Origin of the sequence: Achromobacter pestifer (assembly GCF_013267355.1) — a bacterium.
GTDB classification, from domain to species: Bacteria; Pseudomonadota; Gammaproteobacteria; order Burkholderiales; family Burkholderiaceae_B; genus Achromobacter; species Achromobacter pestifer_A.
This window is the reverse complement of record NZ_CP053985.1, coordinates 6,522,274-6,544,528: the sequence shown is the minus strand read 5'-3', so window position 1 is coordinate 6,544,528 and position 22,255 is coordinate 6,522,274. Positions and strand designations below refer to the sequence as shown.

The following is a 22,255-nucleotide window of genomic DNA, read 5'->3' as shown; positions in this document are numbered from 1 at the left end:
GGCTCATGCGCCGCTGGTGAGCGCAGTGAGGCGCTTGCGCAAGGCAGATGGCGCAACGCCTTCGGTGCGCTGGAATGCTCGGCTGAAGGCAGCCTGCGATTGGTAGCCGACCCGTTCGGCGGCGTCCTGGATGCCCATGCCATGTTCCAGGTGGCGCCGCGCCACCCGCATGCGCAGCAATTGCAGCAGCTGCGCGGGCGTGGTGCCGCTTTGCAGGGTGAAGCGGCGGTGGAAGGTGGCCTTGGACATATGCACGCGGTCGGCCATGTCCTGCATGCTCCAGGTTTTGGCGGGCTCGGCCAGGATGGCTTGCAGCAGTCCGGCCATGGCGGGGTCGCGGGCCAGCACGAACAAGCCGTAAGCCTGGCGGTCATGGATGGCCAGATGGCGCAACATGAAGAAAATCAGCAGGTCGGTCAGCCGTTCCAGCACCACGGACGAAGCGCCCGGCTCGCGGGCCGTTTCTCCCAGGATCAACTCGAATACGCCGCGCGCCGTGCGGAAGCGTTCGTCGCCGGCACGCAGGACCAGGTAGTCGGGCAAGGTGTCGGCCAGCAGGTCCGCCAGTCCGGGCCGGAACTGGAAGAAGCCGCAGGCCAGGCCCGTGCTGTCGGCCCGGCGCGGCAACAGAGGTTCCATCGCCGTGCGCTGCACGCTTTCCACGGCCGGTTCCAGCGGCGTCAGCGCATGCGCAATGTCGCGAAGGAAGAAGATGCCATCGCCCGCGCCCAGCGTGAGCCTGTCGCGGCCGTCGTCCACGTCGACCTGGCAGCGGCCGTGCAGGATCAGGTGGAAGCTCGCGCGTGCGCGTCCACTGGTGCTGGCGGACCAATTGCCGCAGTATTGGCCCAGGTGGTACAGGCTGGATTGGACCTCCAGGCTGGACAGCAGCAGGGCGTCGACGGCGGCTTGGTCGGTGGCTGATATGGTCAATGGACCGGCGCAGTTTGCGGGCATCATCGGGGCATACGTTTGGTTATAAGCGCATAGCTGAAAGTCGATAAGATCGAGCATCAAGTTGCGATCTTCGCGCATTGTCGCTTGCCATCCGACGCGAGCACAATCATGTCTTCAACGATAACCCGCAGGAGATCTTCATGTCCCGTCTGCCCGTCCATACCGCGCAAAGCGCTCCCGAACCGACGCGCGCCGCGCTGGCTGCAGCGGAGCAGGGCGCGGGTTACCTGTCCAACCTGCTGGGCGTGCTGGCGAATGCGCCCGTGGCGTTGGAGGCTTATCAGACACTCTCGCAGATCAATGCGCGCGCCGGCCTGACCTTGCAAGAGCGCGAGGTGGTGCAATTGGTGGCAGGCACGCGCCACGGCTGCACATTTTGCGTGGCGGGGCACACGGCGCTGGCGCGCAACAAGGCCAGGCTGTCGCCTGAAGTAGTGGAAGCCCTGCGGGCGCAGGGCGTGCTGCCGGATGAACGCCTGCAAGCCCTGGCCGCCTTCACCGAAGCCGTGATCCAGACACGCGGCCGGGTCGGCGACGAGGCCCTGCAGGCCTTGCGCGACGCCGGCTATACGGATGGCAACGCGCTGGAAGTCATCGTGGGGGTGGGGCTGGCCACCATTTGCAACTTCGGCAACAACCTGGCGCAGACGCCGTTGAACGACCAGTTGCGCGACTACGCCTGGAGCGGCGCGCAATGACGGCGCGATCCGCAGGGCCGGTGCTGCCGGCCGATCTGAGGGCGTGGCTGGAGCAGCACGCCGACGCGCTGGACGACGGCAGCCTGGATGCCGCCACGGTGCTGCCGCGACTGGCCGCGGCCGGCGTGTTCCGGCATGGCGTGCCCCCGGCGCAGGGCGGCCTGGCGGGCACGGACATCGGCGACGCCATCGAGGCGGTGTCGCAAGTGGCGGAACTGTCGGTTGCCAGCGCCTTCGTGGCCTGGGGGCAGCGCGTCTTCATCGAATACCTGTTGCGCAGCCCGAACAAGGCCCTGACCGGCGCGTGGCTGGCGCCCTTGCTCAGCGGCGAACAGGCGGGCGCGACCGCGTTGTCGAACGCCATGAAATTCCTGAGCGGGATCGAATCGCTGCAGATCTCCGCGCGCGCGGAGGACGGCCAGTGGGTGCTGGATGGCCGCATGCCCTGGGTGACGAATCTGCGGGTGCAGGGTTTTCTGGTGGCCGCCGCCGTGACCGCGCCCGACGGCACGCCCGCCGTGGTGGCGCTGCCGCACGATATCGCCGGGCTGACGCGCAGTCCGGATCTGTCCTTGCTGGCCCTGCAATCGAGCAATACCGCGGCCCTGGATGTGCGCGGCGTGCGCATCGGCCCCGAGTGGCTGATCCATCCCGACGCGCGCCAGTATCTGCCGCAGGCCAGGCCGGCGTTCGCGGGCCTGCAATGCGGGCTGTCCATTGGCCTCGCGCGGCGCGCCTTGCAGGCCGCGGAGCAGGCGGGGCAGGGGCAGGCGTCGCGCGGCATCCTGGGGCAGCCGCTGGCGGCCTTGCGGGCGCAGGTCGAGACACTGGCTGCGCGCCTGATAGACGGGGTGCGCAGCGAGCGCTTCGTGGCCGAGCCCTGGAGCCTGTTCGAAATCCGCATCGCGCTGGCCGATGCCGCCCATCAGGCTGTGCAGCTGGAGTTGCAGGCCAGCGGGGGCGCGGCCTATCTGAAGCCCGCGGGCGCGGGCTTTGCGCGGCGCTGGCGCGAGGCGGCGTTCCTGCCCATCGTGACGCCCAGCCTGGTGCAGCTGAAGACCGAACTGGCCAAGCGCCAGGCGCGGCTGGCGGCGGGTGCCGCCGCATGAGAGCCGGTCCGCCAGCCGTGTTGCAGGCCCAGGGTTTGGCGCTCAGCTATCCCGGCGCTATCGACGCGGTGTTTCAGGATGTGGACCTGACGCTGGCGCGGGGCGAGGTGGTGGCGGTGCTGGGCGCCAGCGGCGCGGGCAAGTCCAGCCTGCTGCGGGTGCTGGCGGGCCTGCAACCCGCAAGCAGCGGGTCGCTGCTGATGGAAGGCGCGCCGCTCACGGGCGTGCACCCCCGCGTCGCGGTGGCATTTCAGGACCCGAGCTTGCTGCCCTGGCTGTCGCTGGAGCGCAATGTGGCCTTCGGCCTGGATTTCAAGCATCAGCCGGCGCTGTCCGATGCGCAACGCCGGACCAGGGTGGACCAGGCGATCGATGAGGTGGGTTTGGCGCACGCCAGGCATTTGCGCCCGGCGCAGCTGTCTGGCGGCATGGCGCAGCGCACGGCCCTGGCCCGCTGCCTGGCGCGCCGGCCGGCGGTGCTGTTGCTCGACGAGCCCTTCGGCGCGCTGGACGAAGTCACCCGGGGCGAGATGCAGGCGCTGCTGCGCAAGGTGGTGGCCGACTTCGATACCGCCGCGGTGCTGATCACGCACGATATCGACGAGGCGCTGGTGCTGGCCGACCGCATCGTGCTGCTGGGCGGCGCGCCCGGGCGCATTCTGGGGGTGTGGCGGGTGGACCTGCCGCAGCCGCGCGCCGATCTGTTGCCGGAAATGGGCGCCTTGCGCCTGGAAATTCTTACCCGCCTGCGCAGCTCGCTGCGGGCCGCCCGCGGCGTGGCCGCGTCTGTCTGAACCGGAGGGCCAGTCACTGGCTCTTCATGCGTGAACTGATCCTGCTAGGAGTGCTTAGATGTGCCTTGAACACATGTCGCGTCGCGACTGGTTGAAACTCTCGGCCCTGCTGACGGCAGGCGGCGCGGCATCCTTGCTGTCCGCGTTCAACGCCCGCGCGCAAAGCGATCCGGACGCGCCGGTGCGCATCGGCTACCTGCCCATCACCGATGCCGCGCCGCTGCTGGTGGCGCATAACAACGGCCTGTTCGAGCAGGCTGGCGTCAAGGCGGAAAAGCCCACGCTGCTGCGCAGCTGGGCTCAGGTGATCGAGGCTTTCATTTCAGGCCAGGTCAATGTGGTGCATCTGCTGTCGCCGATGACCGTGTGGGCGCGGTTTGGCAGCAAGGTGCCGGCCAAGGTGGTGGCCTGGAATCACGTGGGCGGTTCGGGCCTGACGGTGGCGCCTTCCATAGACAGCGTCAAGCAACTGGGCGGCAAGACCGTCGCGATTCCGTTCTGGTATTCCATCCATAACGTCGTGCTGCAGCATCTGCTGCGCGAAAACGGCTTGGCGCCGGTGGCGCGCAAGGATGGGGCTGTGGCGGCCAATGAAGTGAACCTGGTGGTGATGGCGCCCGCCGACATGCCTCCGGCGCTGGCGCAGAACCGCATTGCAGGCTACATCGTGGCCGAGCCCTTCAACGCGGTGGCCGAGACGCTGGGCGTGGGCAAGGTGCTGCGGTTCACGGGCGACGTCTGGCGCAATCACGCGTGCTGCGTGGTGTTCATGCACGAGCGCGACCTGGAGCAGCGTCCCCAGTGGTCGCAAAAGGTCGTGGACGCCATCGTTCAGGCGCAGCTGTGGATCCGCGACAACCGGGCCGAGACCGCGCAACTCCTGTCCAAGGAAGGCATCAACCGCTACACGCCGCATACCGTGCCGGCACTGTCCAAGGTGCTGGCGCCGCCGCCGGCCGACCGCGAGCAGTACCTGGCCAGCGGTGCCATCCGGCATGCGGATTGGGATGAGCGCCGCATCGACTTCCAGCCCTATCCGTTTCCCAGCTACACCGAAGAGCTGGTGCGCCGCTTGCGCGATACGCTGATCGAGGCGGACCGCGGTTTTCTGGCCGACCTGGACCCGGCCCGCGCGGCCTCCGAACTGGTGGATGACCGTTACGTCAAGCGCGCCATCGAAACCGCCGGCGGCTTGAGCCGCTTCGGTTTTCCGGACCAGTACAGCCGGACCGAGACGGTGCAGGCGTGACGGCTCCCGAGTCTGTCGCCGAAGCGTCGGCCGGCCTGACGGCTGCCCCAGCGGCAGTGCCGGGCCGCGGGGGCGGCGGTCCAGGCCTGGCCACGCGTTGCGCGCTAGGCGCAGGGGGGCTCGCCGCGCTGCTGGCGCTGTGGTGGCTGGGCACGGACGTGCTGTCGCCCGCGGGCGGCATGGCGCGGCGCTTTTCGCCAGGTGCTACCTTCGCCAGCCTGGCCTCGCTGCTGACGGGGTCGGACTTGCCCCTACACATCCTGGTCAGCCTGCGGCGCATCGCCGTCGGCCTGGGCTTCGCGCTGGCCATAGGCGTGCCGCTGGGACTGGCTATCGGCAGCTACCGGCGGCTGGAAGCGACGGTGTCTCCGGCCATGCAGTTCTTGCGCATGATTTCGCCTTTGTCCTGGATGCCGATCGCGGTGATGGCATTTGGGGTGGGCGACGATCCGGTCTATTTCTTGCTGGCCTTTGCGGCCGTCTGGCCCATCGTGCTGAACACGGCCGCCGGCGTGCAGCAGCTGGACCCGCGCTGGCTGCAGCTGGCGCAAAGCGTCGCGGCCACCCGCTGGGAGACGCTGCGCAGCGTGATCCTGCCTGGCGTGCTGGGCCATATTCTGACCGGTGTGCGCCTGGCCATCGGTATCCTGTGGATCGTGCTCGTGCCCTGCGAGATGCTGGGGGTGTCGGCGGGGATGGGCTATTTCATCCTGGATACGCGCGACCGGCTGGCGTACTCGGAGCTGATGGCGATGGTCCTGATGATAGGCGTGCTGGGCTTTCTGCTGGACGCCGCGGCGCGCGCGCTGTACCGCTACTGGAAAGGATAGGACGGCTTACTTGCGCGAACTTTTGCCGTTGGCGGGACACATCACCTCGCGCAGCTTGCGCTGCACGGGATCCTGCGCGATCGGGGCATTGCGGATGCCAGGCGGAGGCAGGGACTCCACGATGGGGCCGGTGGCGTTCTCGCCGGCGTAATGCACGACCTGGCTTACGGTATAGGTGTTGGCGGTGCAGTTCATGGTGACCGGCTGGGCCACGGAGCGGTAGGGTTGCCCATTGGCCGCGGAAATCTTGGGCTGGGCATAGAACCAGGCCACGTTCACTGCCATGACGGCAGGGCGCTCAGACACCACTTTGATCGATGCGCTGTCGTAGAACACGCCAGGCATGGCCTGCGGATCCACCGGTACCCAGTCTGGTCCGCCGGACAGCATGCCGCCGGGCCCAGGGTCGCGCGGCACGATGTTCACGGCGCAGGCGTCGGCGGGCACCGGATCGCCTTCGCGGACCGTGATGGTTTCGCAGGCGCCGGGCGGCGCGGCCTGCGCGGGGTGGACCCAGGCGGTCACGGCCAGGGCGATCAAGTATGCGTGCCTTGCGGTCATTGGTGTTTTCCGGTGGTGGCGCGGCGCGCCGGCGCCAGGCTCGTGACCATGGCGTGTACCCGATCATACCGGGCAGGGCGCGTCCGCGCGGGGCGAATACGCCTTAGGGGCAACGGCGCCTAGGCCGTCAGCACATAGTCCGGATAGCGCTTGCAGATCTCGGCCACCTGGCTGAGGGTGCCGGAAAGGTGTTCACGCAGCACCAGTTGGGCGCGCTGCGGATCCTGCGCGACGATGGCGTCCAGCAGGCGCTGGTGATCGTCCAGGATGCGCTCGGCCTTGCCAGTTTCGGGCAGATGCAGGCGGCGCAGGCGGTCCAGGTGGCCGCTATAGCGCTGCGCCAGTTCCCACAGCCGGATCACGCCCGCGGCCTCGTGCATGTCGCGGTGGAAGGCCTGGTCGGCGTCGATGAAACGCTGGTACTGGCCGCTGGCATGGCTGGCGCGCTGCAGGTCGATGCTGGCTTGCAGGCGCTGGAAGAGCAGGGGGTCGGGGCGCTGCGCCAGCATCCGCACGATTTCGAGCTCCAGCGAGCGGCGCAGGAAATGCGCTTCGCGGGCGGCGGCCACGTCGATGCGGCTGACCACCGTGGTGTGCTGCGGATAGATCTCGACCAGCGCTTCCTCGGCCAGCCGCATGAGCGCGTCGCGGATCGGGGTCTGGCTCAGGCCGTAGGTTTCCGCCAGCGTGATGCGCGACAGAGGAGCGCCCGGGGCCAGTTCCAGGGACAGGATCTGTTCGCGTAGGTGTTCGAAGACCTGCGGCGCGGCGTGGCGCGAGCGGTCCAGTCTGAGCTTGGTGCTTTGCATCGGGTCGCGTGCGGAGTGGGGCCTGAAGAGTAACGGAGTTTAGCGGGTTTTTACCTAGCTGACGCACTAATGTATTAGTGTTTAAATAGCCTCGTCGCCAATACGAAAAACCGCCTCGCCCCTATGAAACGCTCCTACGAAAGCCTGCGCAGCGCCGCCTGGATGGCCCGGGACGATCTACGCTCCTTCGGCCACCGTTCCCGCATGATGCAGATGGGCTATGGCCCCGACGACTGGGCGGGCCGTCCCATCATCGCCATCATCAACACCTGGTCGGATCTCAATCCCTGCCACAGCCACTTCAAGCAGCGCGTCGAGGACGTCAAGCGCGGCGTGCTCCAGGCGGGCGGCTTTCCGGTGGAGCTGCCCGCGATCTCGGTGTCGGAATCCTTCGTCAAGCCGACCACCATGCTGTACCGCAACTTCCTGGCCATGGAGACCGAGGAATTGCTGCGCAGCCATCCGGTCGACGGCGCCGTGCTCATGGGCGGCTGCGACAAGACCACGCCGGGTCTCATCATGGGCGCGGTCAGCGCCGGGCTGCCCTGTGTCTACGTGCCCGCCGGCCCGATGCTGCGCGGCAACTGGAAAGGCAAGATCCTGGGTTCCGGCTCCGACGCCTGGAAGCTCTGGGACGAGCGCCGCGCGGGCAAGATCACGCAGGAGCAATGGACCGAGGTCGAGGGCGGCATCGCCCGCAGCTACGGCACCTGCATGACCATGGGCACGGCCAGCACCATGACCGCCATCGCCGAAGCCATAGGCATGACGCTGCCGGGCGCGTCCTCGATCCCCGCGGCGGATGTCAACCACATGCGCATGTCGGCCGAATGCGGCCGGCGCGTGGTGGAGATGGTCTGGGAAGACCTGACGCCGCAGCGCATCCTGAGCCTGGCGTCCTTCAAGAACGCCATCAACGTGGCCATGGCCATGGGCTGCTCCACCAACGCCATCGTGCACCTGGTCGCCATGTCGCGCCGCGCCGGCTGCGCGGTGGGACTGGACGACTTCGACGCCGCCAGCCGCAAGGTGCCGGTGATCGCCAACATCCGGCCCAGCGGCGACACCTATCTCATGGAAGACTTCTTCTACGCGGGCGGGCTGCCGGCGCTGATGTCGCGGCTGCGGGACCACCTGGATCCGTCCGCCATGACCGTCACCGGCAAGACGCTGGGCGAGAACATCGCCGGCGCCGAGGTCTACAACGACGACGTGATCCGCCCGCTGGAGCAGGCCATCTACGACGAAGGCGCGCTGGCCGTGCTGCGCGGCAATATCGCGCCGGACGGCTGTGTCATCAAGCCCAGCGCCTGCGCGCCGCAGTACCTGCGCCACACCGGCCCGGCCCTGGTGTTCGACGACTACCCCAGCATGAAGGCCGCGGTGGACGACGAGAACCTGGACGTCACCGCCGACCACATCATGATCCTGCGCAATGCCGGCCCGCAGGGCGGCCCCGGCATGCCGGAATGGGGGATGCTGCCGATCCCGACCAAGCTGGTGAAGCAGGGCGTGCGCGACATGCTGCGGCTGTCCGACGCCCGCATGAGCGGCACCAGCTACGGCGCCTGCATCCTGCACGTGGCGCCGGAAAGCTATATCGGCGGCCCGCTGGCCCTGGTGCGCACGGGCGACCTGATTACTGTCGACGTGCCCGCGCGCAGCATCCACCTGAACGTCAGCGACGAAGAACTGGCCGCGCGCCGCGCCGCCTGGACGCCGCCGCCCAGGCGCTACGAGCGCGGCTACGGCTGGATGTATTCGAAGCACATTCTGCAGGCCAACGACGGCTGCGATTTCGACTTCCTGGAAACCGGTTTCGGCGCGCCCGTGCCCGAACCCGAGATTTTCTAGGCGCCGTCCGCGTCTTACCCCAACAGTCTTCAGCCCCCGGAGCCATCGTGTCCCAAATGAAACCCGAAACCCGCGCCCGCCTGGCCGGCGTCAGCACCGCCACCCTGTGCACGGCCTTGTTCAAGCGCGGCCTGCGCAACCAGTTCATCCAGGACGTGCGTCCGCTGAACGCCGCGCTGCCCAATATGGTCGGCCCCGCTTTCACCCTGCGCTACATCCCGGCGCGCGAGGACCTGAACACCATCAAGGTGTTCGAGGACCGCGCCCATCCGCAGCGCGTCGCCGTCGAGACCTGCCCGCAAGGCGCGGTGCTGGTGATGGACAGCCGCAAGGACGCGCGCGCCGCTTCCGCGGGCTCCATCCTGGTCACGCGGCTGATGAAGCGCGGCGTGGCCGGGGTAGTGACGGACGGCGGTTTCCGCGATTCGCCCGAGATTGCCGAGCTGGGCTTTGCCGCCTATCACCAACGGCCGTCGGCTCCCACCAACCTGACCCTGCACCAGGCCTTGGACATCAACGCGCCCATCGGCTGCGGCGACGTGGCGGTGTGGCCGGGCGACATCGTCGTGGGCGACCGCGAGGGCGTGGTGGTGATACCCGCCCACCTGGCCGACGAGATCGCCGTCGAGGCCGTGGAGATGACGGCTTTCGAGGACTTCGTGACCAGCGAGGTGCAGGAGGGCGCGTCCATCCTGGGGCTGTATCCGCCCACCGACCCCGGCACCAGGGACAAGTTCGCCGCGTGGCGCAAGCAACAGGGCCGCTGAGCCTTGCCGCCGGCGCCGCCGGCAACCCCACAAGCCAAAAAACAGGCAGGAGACAACCATGAATATGCAACGACGCAGCGCGCTGGCCGCGCTGCTGGCCGCCGCCACGCTGGGCACGCTGGCGGCGCCCGCCCAGGCCGCCGATTGGCCGGCGCAGAAGCCGATTTCCTATGTGGTCCCGTTCACCGTGGGCGGCTCGACCGACGTGGTGGGCCGGGTGCTGGCCCAGAAGCTGGGCGACCGCCTGCACCAGAACGTCATCGTCGAGAACAAGCCAGGAGCCGCGGGCGGCATCGGCGCGACCTATGTGGCCAAGGCCGCGCCGGATGGCTACACGCTGTTCGGCGGCACCATCAGCACGCACGCCATCAACGCCAGCCTGTACAAGAACCTGAAGTACGACCCGGTCAAGGATTTCGAGCCGGTTTCGCTGATCGCCTACCTGCCCAATGTGCTGCTGGTGGATCCCAACCTGGGCGTGAATTCCGTGGCCGACCTGATCGCGCTGTTGAAGCGTGATCCGACCAAGCGCACCTTCGCGTCCTCGGGCGCGGGCACTTCCACGCACCTGGCCGGCGAGCTGTTCTCCAGCATGATAGGCGTGCCGCTCACGCACGTGCCGTACAAGGGCACGCCGCCCGCCATGGTGGACGTGTCCTCGGGCGCGGTGACCTTCATGTTCGACCAGATGACGGCGGCCTTGCCCCTGCTGCAGACCGGCAAGCTCAAGCTCCTGGCCGTGACCACCAAGGACCGCATCGCGCTGGCGCCCGAGGTGCCGACCATGCAGGAAGCCGGCGTGCCGGGCTTCCAGATGGCGTCGTGGCAGGCGGTGTACGCGCCCAAGGGCACGCCCAAACCCATCCTCGACAAGCTGGCCCAGGAAATCGCCTTGATCGTGAAAGAGCCGGACGTGCAGGAGAAGCTGGGCAAGACCATGGGGATGGAACTGGTCGGCAGCACGCCCGAGCAGTTGCGCGACCTGATGGCGACGGAAATCCCGCGCTGGGCGGAGGTCGTGAAGAAGTCAGGGGCGACGGTGGAATAAGCGGATCAGGCCAGCGGGCGCGCCGCGCCCGCTGCCGTTCAGGGTTTTGCGCTCAAGGCTGGATGCTCAGGGTTTCAGATTGAGCTTCGGCACCAAGGCCTTGAACGCTTCCTCCTGGCGCGCCACGTCGGCCGTGAACTGCGGCAGATCGGCGTAGGAGGGCGTCAGGTTCTGCTTGCGCATCAGCGTTTGGAAGTCCTGCGATTGCGCTACCTGGCGGGCCGCGGCCCGCCATTTTTCGACCGCGTCCGCGGGGGTGGCCTTGGGCAGGCCGATGCCGCGCCAGACGCTGAATTGCAGGTCCGCGCCTTTCTCCTTCATGGTCGGCACGGCGGGCAGGTTGTCCAGGCGCTTGGGCGCCATGACGGCCAGGGTGCGCAACTTGCCGGTCTCGACATGCTGCTGCAGTTCGGCGTAGGCGACCGTCGTGGCCTGCACGTCGCCCGCCAGGAGGCCCATGATGGCCGGGGCCGAGCCTTGGTAGGGCACGTGCACGAATTTCACCCCGGCCTGTTCGCCCAGCGCTGCCGCCGCCATGTGCGGCACGGTGCCGATGCCGGCGTTGGACACGGCGACGCGCTCGGGATTCTTCTTGGCGTCCGCCAGGAATTCCTCCACCGTCTTCCAGGGCGCGTCGGCGCGCACCGTGACCGACGAGGGATCATCGGTGAAGCGGGCGATGGGCTGGAAGTCGCCGACCGTGGTCTTGCCTATGCCCATCAGCGGCACCACCAGCATTTCAGGCGTCATCAGCACCAGCCGGTAGCCGTCGGGCTGCGCATTGGCGACGTAGGCCCAGCCGATGGAGCCGCTGGCGCCGGGCTTGTTGATCACCACCGTAGGCTGCGCCAGCATGGGCGGGCGCACCGCCTCGGCGATGGCGCGCGCGGTATTGTCGCTGCCGCCGCCGGGCTGGTAGGCGACCACCAATTCCATCGAGCGGGCAGGGTAGTCCGCGGCATGCGCGGCGGACAGGACGGAAACTGCGGACAGGGCGCTGAAGACCAGCGCGGTCAGGCGGTAGGGGCGCATGGTGGCGGCTCCGGTATCAGTAGCCCAGGGCGGAAAGGTCCGCGAGCGTCTGTTTGGTGATGGCGATGGTGCGTTCGCGTTCGGCCCCGGCCAGGTCCAGGCGCGGCGGCTTGACGGTTTCGGCGCTGCCGGTGATCAGGTGCTCGGCCAGCTTGATGTGCTGCACCAGCTTGACCACCGTGTCCAGGTGGAACAGTGGCGTCAATGCGGCATAAAGCTTGCGGGCCCGCACGAAATCGCCTTCGACGGCCAGTTTCAGCAGATCCACCGAGGCCTTGGGCACCGCGTTGGCCATGCCCGATACCCAGGCCGTCACGCCCAGCGCGGCGCTTTCCAGGATCAGGTCGTCGACGCCGCAGACCACGGCCAGCCGGCCGCCAAAGCGCGTGATCAGGTCGGTCACGCGGGTGGTGTCGTAGGACTCCTCCTTGATGGCGACGATGGTCGGCTCTTCCAGCAGTTCGGCCACCAGGTCCGGCGTCAGGTCCACGCCGTAGCCGCGCGGGTTGTTGTAGAGCAGGATCGGCAGGGCGCTGGCGCGCGCCACGGCGCGGTAGAAGGCCACGGTCTCGCGGCCGTCGGACTTGTAGGTCAGGCCGGGGAACACCATCAGGCCGTTCACGCCGATGCGCGCGGCTTCCTGGGCGAAGGCCGCAGCGCGCGCGGTGCCGGTTTCGGCCACGCCCGAGATCACCGGCACCCGTCCGCGCACGGTGTCCACGGCGGTGCGCAGCACCTGCAGTTTTTCCTCGGGCGAGAGCTGGGCGTTTTCGCCCACCATGCCCATCATCACCACGCCGCCCACGCCATTCTCGATCAGGCGTTCCAGTCCCTGGCGGATGGCCTCCAGATCCAGCGAAAAATCGGGTTTCAGCTTGGTGGTGACGGCGGGGAATACGCCTTGCCATTGAATGCTCATGCTGCGGCTCCTGATGCGCGGTCCGTCCGGTTTGGTCCGGTTGGATACTGGTTATTGGATATTGGATCCAAAAATATGGGGCTTAAAAAAACGAGGCACAGGCCTCGGACCGGCGCCTGGGGAGCGCTGGCTTGAACTGGATCATGGATCCAATATACTCACATTAAAAGGGCTGCGGGCACCGGCTGTCTCTCGGGGTTTTCCTGGGCATGGCGGCCCTGGTTCCCGCCAGACCCTCCCGTGCCGCCTCCGCCGCACGGCGCAACCAGGCAGGTTTCATGTCCCAGAATTCGCCGTTATCCGCTCCCAGCCCGTCCCGTCCCCAGGCCGCCACCCCCGGCCGCCTCGTGCGCAAGACCGCCGTCGAACTGGTGGTCGACGAACTACGCGACCGCATCCTGTCCGGCGCGATTCCTCCCGGCTCGGCGCTGCGCCAGGAACTGTTCGCCGAGGAACTGGGCGTGAGCCGGCTGCCGGTGCGCGAGGCCATCCGCCAGCTTAGCGCCGAAGGGCTGATAGACATGATTCCGCACCGCGGCGCCTACGTCTCCATGCTGTCGCGCGCCGAGGTGCAGGAGTTCTTCGACATCCGCCTGCGGCTGGAGCCGTGGCTGTTGCGCTTGGCCGTGCAGCAGCGCGAGACCCAGGATCTGGAGCTGGCGAGCCAGGTGGTGGCGCAGATGGACACGGCCGAGCCCGAGCAATGGGGGCGCCTGAACTGGCAGCTGCACGAACTGCTGTACCGTTCGGCGCAACGTCCCGCCGCGCTGGCCATGGTGCGCGCGCTGCACGAAAAATCCGAACGCTACTTCCGCTTCCAGGTCGTCAACGCGCCGATCCGCCAGCAGGCCCACGACGAGCATAGCGCGCTGATCGCGCTGGCGCGGCAGGGCCGAGCCGAAGAAGCCGAGGCCGCGCTGGAGCGGCACATCGCCGAAGCCGCCGAGCAGATACTCGCCATCGTCGACCATCTGCTGGATGCGTCGGCCTTGCAGGAACCCGCCTAGACGTCCAGCTCCAGCGTGCCGCGGCCGCGCGACACGCAGACCATCATGCTGCGGTTGGCGGCGCGTTCCTCGTCGCTGAGCACGTAGTCGCGGTGATCCACCTCGCCGGACAGCACGCCCGCTTCGCAGCTGCGGCACAGGCCTTCGCGGCAGGAGTATGGCCAGGCGACGCCGGCCGCTTCCAGCACATCCAGCACCGACTTGTCCGCGGGCACTTCGTGGCAGCCGCCGCTGCGCGCGAGCCGCAGCGTAAAGCTTGAGCCGGGTTCGGCCGTGGCGGGCGCGCTGGCGGCAAAGCGCTCGAAATGCACGCGCGCCGAGGCGATTGCGCCGCGTGCACAGGCCGCGGCCACCGCATCCATCAACGGCCCGGGTCCGCAGCAATAGACATGCTGGCCCGGTTCCCCCAGCGCGCCCAGATAGGCATCGAGGTCGCAGCGCGCGCCGCCCTGTTCGCTGTCGACATGCAGCGCCACGCGCTCGCCGTGGACGGCCAGTTCAGGCAGGTAGGCGGCCGCGTCGCGGTCGCGCACGCAGTACAGCAGCCGCCAGGGCTCGCCGCGCCTGACGCATGCATGGATCATGCTGAGGATGGGCGTGATGCCTATGCCGCCCGCGATGAAGACATGGCCGGCGGCCTGCGCATGCAGCCCGAACAATTGCCTGGGCTCCCCGATGTCCACCAGGTCGCCCTGGCGCAGCTGTTCATGGACGTAGCGCGAGCCGCCGCGTGTATCGGCCGCCAGGCCGATACCCAGCCGGTATACCGCCAGCTCCGCCGGGTCGCCGCACAGGGAATACTGCCTGACCAGGCCATTGCCCAGCGCCATATCCACATGCGCGCCGGCCTCGAAGGCTGGCAGCATGGCGCCGTCGGGACTGCGCAGATGCAGGCCGAGCACGCCGCGCGCCTCGCGCACGATGCGGCTGACGACTAGCCGCCGCATCTCAGGCTACCGCCTGCGCGGCCCGCACGCCGGACGCGCCCGCCGTTGCCTGCTGCTGCTCTTCCTCGACGCGGCGCGCCACCACCCAGCGGAACTGGGACAGCGCGGCGTCGATGGACAGCGGCACCATCTTGAAGTCCGGCGACAGGGACAGTGAGCGCTGCTGCGCGGTGATGATGTCGCGGTCTTCGTCGAAGGCATCCACCACGCTCTGGTGGATCGACGCGGTGATCTCCGGCCGGTCGATGGAGAAGTTGTGCGGATGCGCGAAGAAGTAATGGGTCGAGGTCGCGGTCTCTGGCGTCAGGGCCTGGCAGCCGCGGAACTCGATGGCGCCTGCGCGATTGCCTTCCTGCGCGCCGCCGCCGGCCGGGGCCATGCCCGAATCCATCAGCAGGATGCCCGGCAGAGTGAAGTTGTAGATGTTCCAGCGGTCCACCCGGCCGGGCCATTCGCGGACTTTCTTGGCAAAGGCGGGCGCTTCGGTATCGAGCGTCCAGCGCGTGATGCGCACGCCGTCGGGCAGCCGGTCGACCTTGGGCGAGACCGAAGCATAGTCTTCGCTGCCGCCCAGGGTGGTCGGATGCACGAAGGGCAGGTGCGAGAAATCGAGCAGGTTGTCGGCAATCAGCAGATAGTTGACGTCGTAATGGATGTAGCCGTCCAGGCTGCGCCAATCGGGATGATCCAGCCATTGGGTGTCGGGGATGAGGGCCGGATCGGCGCGTTCCGGATCGCCCATCCAGATCCAGATCCAGCGGTGCCGCTCCACCACCGGAAAGGTGCGCACCCGGGCCTGCGGCGGAATGCGCGCCTGCGCCGGCGCTTCGACACAGGCGCCGGTGGGATCGAATTTCAGGCCGTGGTACATGCAGCGCACGCAATCGCCTTCGCGCCGTCCCACCGACAAGGGCGCGCCGCGATGGCAGCAGCGGTCTTCCAGCGCCACCAGCCGGCCGCCGCCGTCGCGGTACATCAGCACGGGCACGCCGGTGATGGTGCGCGAGAACAGGCCGTCGGCGCTGACTTCCTGGTCCCAGGCGGCGACGTACCAGGTATTTTTGATGAACATGGGTTTGCTCCTGTTTATTTGACGTAGCGCCAGCCGCCGTCCTTGATCTGCACCATGACAGCGGCGCGCTCGTCATAGCCCTCGTGGTCGGTGGGCGACATGGTGGACACGCCTTGGGAAGTGACGGCGTCGCGGGTCGCTTCCAGCGCGTCGCGCAGGCCGGCCCGGAATTCCGGCGTGCCCGGCCGGGCCTTGGGCAAGGTGGCCTTCAATGCCTGCTGCAGCACGATGCCGGCATCCCAGGCATTGGCCGCGAACACCGACATGGAGTCCTTGCCGTGGGCGGCTTCGTAGCGCTGCGTCAGGTCCATGGCGACGGCGCGTATCGGGTTGGCCTCGTCCAGCTGGCTGGCGACCACGACCGGGCCCACGGCGAACAGCGCGCCCTCGGCGTCCTTGCCGGCGATGCGCAGGAACTCGCGGTTGGCGATGCCGTAGGTCTGGTAGATGCGGCCGGCATAGCCGCGCTCGCGCAGGGACTTCTGCGGCAGCGCGCCAGGCGTGCCGGACGCCGCGACGATGACCGCATCCGGTCTGGCGGCCAGCAGCTTCAGGGTCTGCGCCGTGACGCTGGTGTCGGTCTTCACGTAGCGCTCGGTGGCGACCAGCTTGATGCCGGCGCGCTGCGCCTGCGCGGAAACTTCGGCCAGCCAGCTGTCGCCGTAGGCGTCGGCAAAGCCGATGTAACCCAGCGTCTTCACGCCCGCGGCCTGCATGTGCGCGACGGTGCTGGCGACCATCAGGTTTTCGTTCTGCACCACCTTGAACACCCAGTGGCGCTGCGGGTCCATGGGCTCGACCAGCTTGGCGCCGGCCGCCAAGCTCATCAAGGGCACCTTCTTCTCCTGGGCAATGGGTAGCAGGGTCAGGGTGGCAGGCGTGACCGAGGTGCCCAGCACCACGTCCACGTTGTGCTCGTCGACCAGCCTGCGGAAGGCGCGGGCGGCGCCGGTGGCGTCCGAGGCGTCGTCCAGCACGATGTAGCGCACCGCCTCGCCCGCGATCGCGCGCGGCAGCAGGTCGATGGCGTTTTTGGCCGGGCCGCCCAGCGATGCGGCCGGGCCGGTGAGCGAGAGGATGACGCCGACGCCGACATCGGCCGAGGCGGCGCTACAGGACAGCAGGGCGCACGAAACCAGCACCGCGCGCACGGGGTGTAGAAGGGGCTTCAAGATCTTGTCTCCTTGTGGAAACGCCGGTCTGCGCGGCGTTTGACAAGACGATAGAGAGCGGCGGAATATGCGTCAATGTCATGAGCATGATTCTGGAAATGCACACTATGCATAACGAGAAGCTAGACCTCAACCTGCTCGCCGTCTTCGACAGCCTGATGCGTGAACGCAGCGTGACCCGCGCCGGCGAACAGCTCGGCCTGTCGCAAAGCGCCATGAGCCATGCCGTGAACCGCTTGCGCGTGTTCTTTGACGATCCGCTGTTCGTGAAGACCGGCCAGGGCATGCAGCCCACCCCCAAGTCCGAGAGCCTGGCGCCCACCATCCTGGCGTTGATGGCGACCATACGCGGACAGGTGTTGTCGCAGGCGCAGTTCGATCCGGCCTCGGCCATGCGCGTGTTCACCCTGTGCATGACGGACATGGGCGAGCTGGTGTTCCTGCCGCCGCTGATCAAGCGCCTGCGGGAACTAGCGCCGCATTGCACGCTGCGCACGCGTCAGGTGCCGCTGCAGCAGGTCGAGCCGCTATTGGCCTCGGGCGAGGTGGATCTGGTGCTGGGGTCGCTGCGCGCGGCGCCGCAGGGCTTGTTCCAGCAGCAGCTCTTCATGCACCGCTTCGTGACCCTGGTCAGCGTGAAGAACAAGGAGGTGGGCGATGCGCTGACGCTGGAACAGTTCCAGCGCATGCCGCAGATCGTGGTGACCTTGGCCGGACGCTCGTCCGAAGCCTATGACAGCGCGCTGGAAGAGCAGGGCGTCAAGCGCAACATCTTCCTGTCCACGCCGCACTTCCTGGTGGTGCCGCTATTGCTGGACCAGCATCCGGACCTGATCGCCACCGTGCCGCAGGAATTGGGCAATGTGTTCAGCGGCTACGGCGTGGTCAAGGTGCTGGAGCCGCCGCTGCCGCTGCCGTCCTTTGCGTTGCGCCAGCATTGGCATCCGCGATTTCACCAGGATCCCGCCATCATCTGGCTGCGGGAGCTGGTGAAGGATACGTTCGATGGGTACCCGTGGGACGCCATGCCCGCCGCAGGCCGGAAGGCATGAGCTGGCGCGCCAGCCTCAATTGATCTTGATGTTGCGTTCCTTCACCAGCGTCTTCCACTGCGCGGTCTCGCGCGCCAGGTGGTCGCGCAGTTCATCCGGCGTGCCGCCGATGGGCTCGGCGCCGATGGAGTCCAGCGTGGCGCGCACCTTGGCGTCGTTCAACGCGGCGCGCATGGCGGCGTTCAGTTTCGCGACCACCTCGGGCGGCGTGCCGGCGGGGGCGAAGGCCGCGAACCAGGGCATCAGCTCGTAGCCGGGCAGCCCGCTTTCGGCCACGGTGGGGACGTCGGGCAGGGCGGCCGAACGCTTGCTGGTGGTCACGGCCAGCGCGCGCAGCTTGCCGGCTTCGATGTGCGGCTTGGCGGAGGTGATGCTGTCGAACATGTAGTCCACCTGTCCGCCCAGCAGGTCGGCGATGGCCGGACCGCTGCCCTTGTACGGCACATGCAGCATGTCCACCTGAGCCATGGACAGGAACAACTCGCCCGCCAGATGGATGGACGTGCCCACGCCGGCCGAGGCGTAGGTGTAGTGGTTGGGCTGAGCCTTTGCCTTGGCGATCACGTCCTGCACGCTGGTGGCGCCGGTGCGCGCGGGATTGGTGACCAGCACATTGGGCACCACGGCCAGCAGCGAGATCGGGGCGAAGTCCTTGATCGGGTCGTAGTTCAGGTCCGCATACAACGCCGGATTGACGGCCATGCCGTTGGCGACGATCAGGATGGTGTAGCCGTCGGCCTTGGCGCGGGCCACGCTGGCCGCGCCGATATTGCCGCCGGCGCCCGCGCGGTTTTCCACGATGAAGGTCGTGTTGAGCTGCTTGCCCATGGATTCGCCCAGGGTGCGGGCGATGCTGTCCATCGCGCCGCCGGGCGGGAAGGGCACGATCCATTTGACCGGATGATCCGGATAGGTTTGCGCCAGGGCGGCGGATGCGCCGCCCAGCAGCGCCAGGCCTACGCAGGCCCGGGCGAGTCGTTGGAATGCAGAGCGCAAGCGCATGATGGTCTCCGTAATGCTGGAATTATTGTGTCGCCGCGCACCGACGGTCCGCAGACCCACGGGAAGATGTTCCCGCGATTCATACTTTCCGCGATCAGGTGCGTGCGATGGCTTAGTATGGCTTGCGTTTTCCCTGCGAGTCCAAGACTATATGGGTTCCGATTGATACCTTTATGGTATGTATAAGGCCATGCCATGCAACTGAGGCAACTGCGTTATTTCCAGGCCGTGGCGGAAGAAGGCAGCTTCACCCGCGCGGCCGCCAGGCTGCACATGGCCCAACCGCCGCTCAGCCGCCAGATCCGCCTGTTCGAGGAAGAACTCGGCGTGCAGCTGTTCGAGCGAACCACGCGGGCGCTGCGCCTGACGGAAGCGGGCCGCTTCCTGCTGGAACAATCGCGCCTGTTGACCGCGCGCCTGGAAGAGGTGCTGGAGGGCACGCGCCGGCTGGGGCAGACGCAGCGGCGCTGGTTCGGCATAGGCTTCGTGCCATCCACCCTCTACGGTTTCGTGCCGGAGCTGATCCGGCAGCTGCGCAACGCCGATCCGCAAGTCGAGGTCGGCCTCACGGAAATGACCACCTTGCCGCAGCTGGAGGCGCTGAAGGCTGGACGCATCGATCTGGGCATAGGCCGCATCCTGTTCGACGATCCCGCCATCGAGCGGCGCGTGCTGATGACCGAAGCGCTGATGGCGGCGGTGCCGCTGGGCCATCCGATAGCGCGGCTGCGGCGGGTGTCCGTTGAACGCCTGGCGCGCGAACCCTTCGTGCTGTATCCGGCGCGCCCGCGCCCGAACTTCTCCGACCATGTGCTGGGCCTGTTCCGCGCGGCGGGACATGCGCCGCAGGTGGTGCAGGAAGCCAACGAACTGCAGACCGCCATCGGCCTGGTGGCGGCGGGGCTGGGCGTGACGGTGGTGCCGGCGTCGGTGCAGCGCTTGCAGCGGCAGGATGTGGCGCACGTGGCGATCGACGCCGATACTTTTGTGTCGCCGGTGATCGTCAGTTACCGCAAGGATGATACGTCGGCGTTTCTGGCGCGGGCGTTGGGGCTGGCGCAGGCGCTGGCGGCTTAGCATCAAGGAAACATGGCCATGCCGGATCAGGCAGCAAAATCCCTCTCCCTCAGACAGCTGGAGCTGTTGCTTTCCTTGTCGTCCGCCGACAGTATCGCGGGCGCAGGCGCGCGGCTGGGCATGACGCCCTCGGCCACCAGCCACGCCCTGCGCACGCTGGAGGCCACGCTGGGGGCGCCCTTGCTCGACCGCAATGCGGCGGGCGTGCACTTCACCTATGCCGGCCAGCAGATCCTGCCGCATGTCAGGGACGTGTTCGCGTCCCTGCAGATCGTGCGGGCGACGGCCAGCGCCAGCGCGGGCCTGCGTTCGGGCCTGCTGAATCTCGGTTCCCTAGGCGCGAGTTCCTCCTTGAACATCCTGCCGCAGCTGTTGGAAATGTTCAAAGCCCGCTATCCAGGCGTCGACGTTTTCGTGACCGAGAAACCGGACCCTGAACTGGAGCGCGCGCTGGTCGAGCGCCGCATCGAGATCGGCGTGGTGGCCTTGCCCAAGCTTGATTTCGACACGCTGCCGCTGGTCACGGATGAACTGATGGTGGTGGTTCCGGCCGGCCATCCGCTGGCCGAGCGCAAGGCCATCGCGGTGAAGGATCTGATCGACTATCCCCTGATCATGACGCGCGCCGGTTCGCAGCCCGTCATTACACGGATGTTCGAACGCGCCGGCGCCAAGCCGCATATCGCGCACGACCTCTCGCAGATCATGTCCATCCTGGAGTTCGTCAGGCGCGGGCAGGGCATCTCCGTGCTGGCGTCGCTGGTGCTGCCGCAGGCCTACGACGGGCTGGTCTACCGGAAGATCAGCCCCGCCTCCAAGCGCAGGATCGGTTTGGCCTGCCTCAACGAACGCAAGCTGTCGCCCGCCGCGCATGCCTTCTGGGCCATGGTCAGGGAGGCCGCGCCCAAGCTGAAGTTTCCGGTCAAGTAAAGCCGCGCATCGCTCTTCCGGCTGGCACGGCGAGGATCGCTTCATATTGAAAAAAAACTCAATTGAAGGTGAGGATTGCGAATTTTAGACTGCATCGATCGACTCTGATGGAGAAGGCGTATGCAGTCAGTGGAAGCTTCCGCGCTCAAGGGCGTGCGTGTCCTGGACCTCTCGCGCATCCTGGCGGGTCCGAGCGCGACGCAGCTGTTGGGCGATCTGGGCGCGGACGTGGTCAAGGTGGAAAAGCCGGACGAGGGCGATGACACCCGGAAATGGGGGCCGCCTTACATCAACGGCCAGGACGGCCGCGCGACCGCCGAAAGCGCCTACTACCTGAGCGCCAACCGCAACAAACGATCCATCGCGCTGGATATCGCCACCGAGGCTGGGCGGGACGCGCTGCATCAGCTGCTGGTCCATGCCGACGTGCTGGTCGAGAACTACAAGGTCGGCGGCCTGGCCAAGCATGGGCTGGACTATGCGCAGCTCAAGAACAGGTATCCGCGCCTGGTCTATTGCTCCATCACCGGATTCGGGCAGACGGGTCCGTACGCCAAGCGCGCGGGCTACGACTTCCTGATCCAGGGCATGGGCGGAATCATGAGCCTTACCGGCGAGCCGCAGGGCACGCCCATGAAGGTGGGCGTGGGCATTGCCGACGTCATGACCGGCATGTATGCCGCGGTCGGCATTCTGGCGGCGCTGCGCCACCGCGACCTGACCGGCCAGGGGCAGCACATCGACATCTCGCTGCTGGATAGCCAGATTGCCTGGCTGGTGAACGCCGGAACCAACTATCTGGCAGAGCAGGAGCCACCCACGCGCCTGGGCAACGGCCACCCCAACATCGTGCCTTATCAGGTGTTCGACGCCGCCGACGGTCCCATGATTCTTGCCGTGGGCAACGATGCGCAGTTCCGGCGCTTCTGCGAGGCCGCTGGCGTCGCCGGCCTGGCGGACGACGCGCGCTACGCCTCCAATGCCGCCCGGGTCGCCCATCGCGCTGAACTCTGCCAGCGGGTACAGGAAGCGCTGGCCCTGCGCCCCAGGCAGGCCTGGCTGGAACAGTTGGAAGCCGTGGGCGTGCCTTGCGGCCCGGTCAACGACCTGTGCGATGTGTTCAACGATCCGCACGTCCAGGCGCGCGGCGCGCATCTGCGCATGCCCTGCGCCTGGGCGCAGGGCGGCGAACTGAACCTGCTGGCCAACCCGCTGAAGCTGTCCGCCACGCCGGTTTCGTACCGCAGGCCGCCGCCCCGCCTGAACGAGCACGCGCAGCAAATCCTGGGCGATTGGACGGCAGACGGTTTGCCGGGCTGACGTCGCACACCTTAGACAACACCGCCCCGCACGAGGGCGGACACATGAG

Annotated in this window: 22 protein-coding genes; 13 read left to right on the top strand and 9 right to left on the bottom strand. The window is 67.6% G+C overall.

Features of this window, described 5'->3' with window-relative positions; translation table 11 throughout:
• Positions 1–3 precede the first annotated feature (3 nt).
• Positions 4–933, bottom strand: coding sequence for an AraC family transcriptional regulator (locus FOC84_RS30830; RefSeq protein ID WP_254241833.1), 930 nt, complete (start codon positions 931–933; stop codon positions 4–6).
• A 164-nt stretch (positions 934–1,097) separates the two neighbouring features.
• Here FOC84_RS30830 and FOC84_RS30825 point away from each other — a divergent pair, with 164 nt between their 5' ends.
• From FOC84_RS30825 to FOC84_RS30805, 5 genes are read left to right on the top strand one after another with little or no spacing between them, the layout of a single operon-like run.
• Positions 1,098–1,655 (top strand): carboxymuconolactone decarboxylase family protein, encoded by a 558-nt coding sequence (locus FOC84_RS30825; protein ID WP_173149044.1) that lies wholly within the window; start codon positions 1,098–1,100, stop codon positions 1,653–1,655.
• Entirely contained in the window at positions 1,652–2,764 is a 1,113-nt protein-coding gene (locus FOC84_RS30820; protein WP_173149042.1) for an acyl-CoA dehydrogenase family protein, read from the top strand. The genes FOC84_RS30825 and FOC84_RS30820 overlap by 4 nt, the downstream gene beginning before the upstream one ends.
• Positions 2,761–3,558, top strand: coding sequence for an ABC transporter ATP-binding protein (locus FOC84_RS30815; RefSeq protein WP_173149040.1), 798 nt, complete (start codon positions 2,761–2,763; stop codon positions 3,556–3,558). Before FOC84_RS30820 ends, FOC84_RS30815 begins: the two co-directional genes overlap by 4 nt.
• Before the next feature lie 58 nt (positions 3,559–3,616).
• Positions 3,617–4,807, top strand: a complete 1,191-nt coding sequence (locus FOC84_RS30810; protein WP_173149038.1) for an ABC transporter substrate-binding protein — start codon at positions 3,617–3,619, stop codon at positions 4,805–4,807.
• Positions 4,804–5,637, top strand: coding sequence for an ABC transporter permease (locus FOC84_RS30805; protein WP_438800854.1), 834 nt, complete (start codon positions 4,804–4,806; stop codon positions 5,635–5,637). Before FOC84_RS30810 ends, FOC84_RS30805 begins: the two co-directional genes overlap by 4 nt.
• 6 nt (positions 5,638–5,643) lie before the next feature.
• On the opposite strand, the gene FOC84_RS30800 is transcribed toward FOC84_RS30805, so the two are convergent.
• Together FOC84_RS30800 and FOC84_RS30795 are read right to left on the bottom strand one after the other, a co-directional pair.
• The gene (locus FOC84_RS30800) at positions 5,644–6,198 is read right to left on the bottom strand and encodes a surface-adhesin E family protein (RefSeq protein ID WP_173149036.1); all 555 of its coding nucleotides are present in this window, start codon (positions 6,196–6,198) and stop codon (positions 5,644–5,646) included.
• 119 nt (positions 6,199–6,317) lie between these two features.
• Complete coding sequence (locus FOC84_RS30795) at positions 6,318–7,007, bottom strand: GntR family transcriptional regulator (protein ID WP_173149034.1); 690 nt, start codon at positions 7,005–7,007, stop codon at positions 6,318–6,320.
• Positions 7,008–7,130: 123 nt separating this feature from the next.
• On the opposite strand from FOC84_RS30795, the gene araD reads away from it, so the two are divergent.
• The 3 genes from araD to FOC84_RS30780 are packed head-to-tail and all read left to right on the top strand — an operon-like array spanning position 7,131 to position 10,676.
• Complete coding sequence (araD, locus tag FOC84_RS30790) at positions 7,131–8,861, top strand: L-arabinonate dehydratase (protein WP_173149032.1); 1,731 nt, start codon at positions 7,131–7,133, stop codon at positions 8,859–8,861.
• Positions 8,862–8,917: 56 nt separating this feature from the next.
• A complete protein-coding gene (locus FOC84_RS30785; RefSeq protein ID WP_173150532.1) occupies positions 8,918–9,628 on the top strand; it encodes a ribonuclease activity regulator RraA in 711 nt (236 codons plus the stop codon).
• Between the two features lie 58 nt (positions 9,629–9,686).
• On the top strand, positions 9,687–10,676 hold the full coding sequence (locus FOC84_RS30780) for a Bug family tripartite tricarboxylate transporter substrate binding protein (protein ID WP_173149030.1): 990 nt from the start codon (positions 9,687–9,689) through the stop codon (positions 10,674–10,676).
• A 66-nt stretch (positions 10,677–10,742) separates the two neighbouring features.
• On the opposite strand, the gene FOC84_RS30775 is transcribed toward FOC84_RS30780, so the two are convergent.
• Both FOC84_RS30775 and FOC84_RS30770 read right to left on the bottom strand, forming a co-directional pair.
• Positions 10,743–11,708, bottom strand: coding sequence for a Bug family tripartite tricarboxylate transporter substrate binding protein (locus FOC84_RS30775; protein ID WP_173149027.1), 966 nt, complete (start codon positions 11,706–11,708; stop codon positions 10,743–10,745).
• Between the two features lie 16 nt (positions 11,709–11,724).
• Positions 11,725–12,627, bottom strand: a complete 903-nt coding sequence (locus FOC84_RS30770; protein WP_173149025.1) for a dihydrodipicolinate synthase family protein — start codon at positions 12,625–12,627, stop codon at positions 11,725–11,727.
• 278 nt (positions 12,628–12,905) lie between these two features.
• Here FOC84_RS30770 and FOC84_RS30765 point away from each other — a divergent pair, with 278 nt between their 5' ends.
• Positions 12,906–13,634, top strand: coding sequence for a GntR family transcriptional regulator (locus FOC84_RS30765; RefSeq protein ID WP_254241832.1), 729 nt, complete (start codon positions 12,906–12,908; stop codon positions 13,632–13,634).
• Here FOC84_RS30765 and FOC84_RS30760 read toward each other — a convergent pair.
• Genes FOC84_RS30760 through FOC84_RS30750 form a run of 3 tightly spaced genes read right to left on the bottom strand, consistent with a single transcriptional unit; the run spans position 13,631 to position 16,825 of the window.
• Positions 13,631–14,581 (bottom strand): PDR/VanB family oxidoreductase, encoded by a 951-nt coding sequence (locus FOC84_RS30760; protein WP_173149023.1) that lies wholly within the window; start codon positions 14,579–14,581, stop codon positions 13,631–13,633. The two genes, FOC84_RS30765 and FOC84_RS30760, sit on opposite strands and share 4 nt — an antisense overlap.
• A 1-nt stretch (position 14,582) precedes the next feature.
• Positions 14,583–15,653, bottom strand: coding sequence for an aromatic ring-hydroxylating dioxygenase subunit alpha (locus tag FOC84_RS30755; RefSeq protein ID WP_173149021.1), 1,071 nt, complete (start codon positions 15,651–15,653; stop codon positions 14,583–14,585).
• A gap of 14 nt (positions 15,654–15,667) precedes the next feature.
• On the bottom strand, positions 15,668–16,825 hold the full coding sequence (locus FOC84_RS30750; RefSeq protein WP_254241831.1) for an ABC transporter substrate-binding protein: 1,158 nt from the start codon (positions 16,823–16,825) through the stop codon (positions 15,668–15,670).
• Positions 16,826–16,932: 107 nt separating this feature from the next.
• Here FOC84_RS30750 and FOC84_RS30745 point away from each other — a divergent pair, with 107 nt between their 5' ends.
• Positions 16,933–17,877, top strand: a complete 945-nt coding sequence (locus FOC84_RS30745) for a LysR family transcriptional regulator (protein WP_254241830.1) — start codon at positions 16,933–16,935, stop codon at positions 17,875–17,877.
• A 15-nt stretch (positions 17,878–17,892) separates the two neighbouring features.
• Here the strand turns inward: FOC84_RS30745 and FOC84_RS30740 are convergent, their stop codons facing one another.
• A complete protein-coding gene (locus FOC84_RS30740; RefSeq protein ID WP_173149017.1) occupies positions 17,893–18,879 on the bottom strand; it encodes a Bug family tripartite tricarboxylate transporter substrate binding protein in 987 nt (328 codons plus the stop codon).
• Positions 18,880–19,074: 195 nt separating this feature from the next.
• Between FOC84_RS30740 and FOC84_RS30735 the strand changes: the two genes are divergently transcribed.
• From FOC84_RS30735 to FOC84_RS30725, 3 genes are all read left to right on the top strand, one after another.
• Entirely contained in the window at positions 19,075–19,956 is an 882-nt protein-coding gene (locus FOC84_RS30735) for a LysR family transcriptional regulator (RefSeq protein ID WP_173149015.1), read from the top strand.
• Between the two features lie 18 nt (positions 19,957–19,974).
• Positions 19,975–20,886, top strand: coding sequence for a LysR family transcriptional regulator (locus FOC84_RS30730; protein WP_173149013.1), 912 nt, complete (start codon positions 19,975–19,977; stop codon positions 20,884–20,886).
• 120 nt (positions 20,887–21,006) lie between these two features.
• A complete protein-coding gene (locus FOC84_RS30725; protein WP_173149011.1) occupies positions 21,007–22,206 on the top strand; it encodes a CaiB/BaiF CoA transferase family protein in 1,200 nt (399 codons plus the stop codon).
• Positions 22,207–22,255 lie beyond the last annotated feature (49 nt).